General features: G+C 62.5%; 3 protein-coding genes and 1 pseudogene. All 4 read left to right on the top strand.

The genetic code is table 11. From position 1 onward, the window contains the following. On the top strand, positions 1 to 1,446 hold a 1,446-nt coding region (locus tag RM96_RS31245; RefSeq protein ID WP_039015619.1), incomplete at its 5' end, for an ATP-binding protein. A gap of 33 nt (positions 1,447 to 1,479) precedes the next feature. Further along, the gene (locus RM96_RS31250; RefSeq protein WP_039015620.1) at positions 1,480 to 2,385 is read left to right on the top strand and encodes a hydroxymethylglutaryl-CoA lyase; all 906 of its coding nucleotides are present in this window, start codon (positions 1,480 to 1,482) and stop codon (positions 2,383 to 2,385) included. A gap of 328 nt (positions 2,386 to 2,713) precedes the next feature. Further along, positions 2,714 to 3,517 (top strand): enoyl-CoA hydratase/isomerase family protein, encoded by an 804-nt coding sequence (locus RM96_RS31255; RefSeq protein WP_052279857.1) that lies wholly within the window; start codon positions 2,714 to 2,716, stop codon positions 3,515 to 3,517. Between the two features lie 180 nt (positions 3,518 to 3,697). Next, positions 3,698 to 4,075 (top strand): annotated as a pseudogene (locus tag RM96_RS38095) (transposase); the annotation flags it as partial.

Raw genomic sequence — 4,075 nt, forward strand, 5'->3', positions numbered from 1 at the left:
TTCGGCGACGACAAGGTGCTGGTGGAGAAGTACCTGACCCGCCCGCGCCATATCGAGATCCAGGTGTTCGCCGATACCCACGGCAACTGCGTCTACCTATTCGAGCGCGACTGTTCGGTGCAGCGGCGCCACCAGAAGGTGCTGGAAGAAGCGCCCGCGCCAGGCATGACCGAAGCGCGCCGCGGCGCCATGGGCGAAGCGGCGGTGGCCGCGGCCAAGGCCGTTGGCTACGTCGGCGCTGGTACGGTCGAGTTCATCGCCAACCAGGATGGCTCCTTCTACTTCATGGAGATGAACACACGGCTGCAGGTGGAGCACCCGGTCACCGAGATGATCACCGGGCAGGACCTGGTCGAATGGCAGCTGCGCGTCGCTGCCGGCGAAGCGCTGCCGCTGACGCAGGAGCAGCTGCGCATCGACGGCCATGCGCTGGAAGCGCGCATCTATGCCGAGAATCCGGACAAGCAGTTCCTGCCATCGACTGGCATGCTGCGCTACCTGCGCACGCCGCCGGCGGTGCAGTTCATGCGCGGTGGCGATGTGCATGGCCCGGCCGGCATCCGCATCGACGCCGGCGTGCGCGAAGGCGACACCATCAGCCCCTTCTACGACCCGATGATCGCCAAGCTGATCGTCTGGGGCAAGGATCGCGACGAGGCACTCTCGCGCATGCGCCAGGCGCTGGCGTCGTATCACGTGGTGGGACTGTCCACCAACGTGGCCTTCCTGCAGCGGCTGGTGTCGTCGCAGGCGTTCCGCACGGCCGATCTCGATACCGGGCTGATCGAGCGCAACCAGAAGGCGCTGTTCCCGCAGCCTGAACCGGTTGGCATCGATATCCTCGCGCTGGCCGTGGCTGCGCTGCTCGATCGCGAGACGCGCGAGCGCCGCATCGATGCCGCAGATCAGCATTCGCCATGGACGCATGGCGGCGCATGGCGTCTCAATGGCGGCGCCGCGCGGCAATTGCGCTTCGGCTATGGCGAGCAGATGCTGGACGTCGCGCTCCATGCCAATGCGCAAGGCAGCACGCTGACCTGTGCCGGCCAGACCCTGCCGTTCACCGCCAACTGCCAGGCCGACGAAATTCGCATCGACCTTGGCGCGCGCCGCACGCATGGGCACGTCCATGCCGAAGGGGACGACTTCCATGTCTTCAGCGCGGACCGGCACGTCCTGCTAAGCCGGATCGACCCGCTCGCCCATGCCGGCGAGGCCGAAGGCGAAGGCGGCAAGCTGACAGCGCCGATGCCGGGCAAGGTCATCGCCGTCATGGTCGAGCCGGGCAGTATTGTCACCCGCGGCACGCCGTTGCTGGTAATGGAAGCCATGAAAATGGAGCACACCATCAGTGCTCCAGCCGATGGCGTGGTCAGTGAGGTGCTCTACGGCGTCGGCGAGCAGGTCAATGATGGCGCGCAGCTCCTGGCGTTTGCGATGGAATGAACCGAGTATTCACATCACATCACAGGACATGACATGCCCGCTAACGTGAAGGTTGTCGAGGTCGGTCCACGCGACGGACTTCAGAACGAGAGGACGCTGGTATCTACCGACGTCAAGGTCGAACTGATCAACAGGCTGTCAAACGCGGGCATCGTCAATGTCGAGGCCGCATCGTTCGTATCGCCGAAGTGGGTGCCGCAGATGGCCGACGGCAACGACGTGATGGGGCGTATCGAGCGGCGCCCGGGTACGCTCTACTCGGTGCTTACGCCGAACATGAAGGGCTTTGAAGGCGCCATCGCTTCCGGCGCCGACGAGGTCGTGATCTTCGGTGCAGCCAGCGAGGCATTCTCGCAGAAGAACATCAATTGCTCGATTGCGGAATCCATCGCGCGCTTCGAAGCGGTGGCTGCCGCAGCGAAGGACGCCGGCGTGCGCCTGCGCGGCAGTATCTCGTGCTCGCTTGGCTGTCCTTACCAGGGCGATGTGCCGGTTCAGTCCGTGGTAGATGTGGTGCGTCGCATGCGCGACCTCGGCTGCGATGAGATCGACATTGCCGATACGATCGGTGTCGGGACGCCCGTCCAGGTGCGGGAAGTGATGCGGGCTGCCGCGACCGAGTTTCCCGTCGAGCGAATTTCAGGCCATTTCCACGACACCTATGGTCAGGCGCTGCCGAATATCCTGGCCAGTCTGGAAGTCGGCGTTGGGATTTTTCACGCATCGGTGGCGGGTCTTGGCGGGTGCCCCTATGCGAAGGGTGCCACCGGAAACGTGGCGACCGAGGATGTCCTGTACATGCTGCACGGCATGGGCTTGCACACGGGTATCGAGCTGGATGAAGTGGTGCGCGCCGGCGATTTCATTTCGCAGGCGATTGGCAGGTCCAACAACTCGCGCGTCGGCAAGGCGCTGCTTGCGAAGTGGGCGTCCCGCTAAAGAGAGACAGCTGCCGTGTAGCGCCGGCCCGCGTGCGGCGTTGCCCTGTCGGGAGAGTTTCCGGGACAGGCTTCGCCATGCCTGGCTCATTCCAGCGGCGGTATCGCGCCAATACCGGGCTAGCGTAGTCCAGTTCTCGTTGCAGAGATTGGGCCTATGCCGCCAGAGCCGCGTGAGAGCAGGCGCTGAAATCCTGCTTGATCTCGAATCGATTGTCTCCGCGATCCCGGCACCCCTGCCTGGGATCATTTGGTGCCGTGCCAGCACGGCACTCTATTCTTCCAGCGTAAAGGGACCGCTCGCAGCTGAGCAGTCGAAAGGAGACCCCATGGCAATCCAGGAAAGTGCTTCAGTCATTTCCATGGTCGACAACGGTATCGGCATCGTGATACTGAATCGGCCAGATACACGCAATGCGATCAACCATCAGCTTGCGGCGGAGTGGGCCAGTGCGGTTGATCGCGTTGTCAGCGATGGCGCGGTGCGCGCGATTCTCTTGCGCGCCGAGGGAAAGGCCTTTAGCGTAGGCGGTGATCTCGCATTCTTCGGCGAGAACGCGGGCCCTGGCTTGGCCCCATTGCTCGGAGAAATCATTGACTTGCTTAGTGCTTCAGTGCAGCAATTGCGCAACTCGAACAAGCCGGTCGTCAGTGCTGTTCAGGGCGCCATCGGTGGAGGTGGAATTGGTCTGGCCCTCAGTGCCGACGTGGTGCTTTGCGATACGAGCCTGAAGATGCGCTGTGGATACGCTGCCATTGGCCTGTCACCAGACGCGGGAGCGTCCTGTTTCCTGGCAGAGCGCATCGGTAATGCGCGCGCGCGTGCGCTGTTCATGACCAACGAGACGCTCAGTGCGGAGGACGCTGCCGCACTTGGCATTGCCGATCGACTTGTTTCATCCGAAACCCTAGAGGCTGAAGCGCTTGATATGGCCCGCGATCTGGCCAATTTGTCAGCCACCTCACTGGCTGTAATGAAATCGCTCTGCAATCCACTGCGTGGCGATGCCCTTGCCGCGCAATTACGTGCCGAGCGCGACGGCATGATGCGCTGCGCTGCAGGCGCCGACGCAATGGAAGGTATCAGCGCCTTCATGGGGAAGCGCAAGCCGGTGTTCGGCAAATCATCCTGATCGAAGCTGACTGTCGCTAGCCTTCTGAGAGCGCTCACATCGCCGAAGCTCAGTTGTCGGATGTCGTCCCCCTTGAAGTACGAACAGTCTCCTTAGAAGCCCTAACAAAATGAGCTTGCAGGGCTGTTAACTTCAAGTGACTTTTGTTAACCTTTGCGTTGTTTCCCTCGCGCAAAGGACATGGCCAAACCAATACTCGACGACGAGCTGTGGGCACTCATTCAGCCATTGCTACCGCCACCGAAGGCACGACGTGCCCGCTATCCCGGCCGCAAGCCGCTGGACGATCGGGCGGTGCTCACCGGCATTCTTTTCGTCCTTCAGTCCGGCATTCCCTGGGAGATGCTGCCCAAGGAAATGGGCTGTGGCTCCGGGATGAGTTGCTGGCGGGCAGAAGGCCGGTGTTTGGGACCGTCTCCACGAAGTGTTGCTGGCCAAGTTGCGTGCGGCGGACCGCATTGATTGGTCACGTGTCATCGTCGATTCCTCTTCCGTCCGTGCCGTGGGGTCGGGTCAAAAACAGGACCCAACCCCACCGATCGCGCGCGACCCGGTTCA

The organism is Cupriavidus sp. IDO, from assembly GCF_000812465.1.
Classification (GTDB): Bacteria; Pseudomonadota; Gammaproteobacteria; order Burkholderiales; family Burkholderiaceae; genus Cupriavidus.

What these genes read in the sequence shown, in the direction of transcription:
- RM96_RS31250 (WP_039015620.1), top strand. Translation starts at nt 1,480, where the DNA reads ATGCCCGCTAACGTGAAGGTTGTCGAGGTCGGTCCACGCGACGGACTT.
- RM96_RS31255 (WP_052279857.1), top strand. Translation starts at nt 2,714, where the DNA reads ATGGCAATCCAGGAAAGTGCTTCAGTCATTTCCATGGTCGACAACGGT.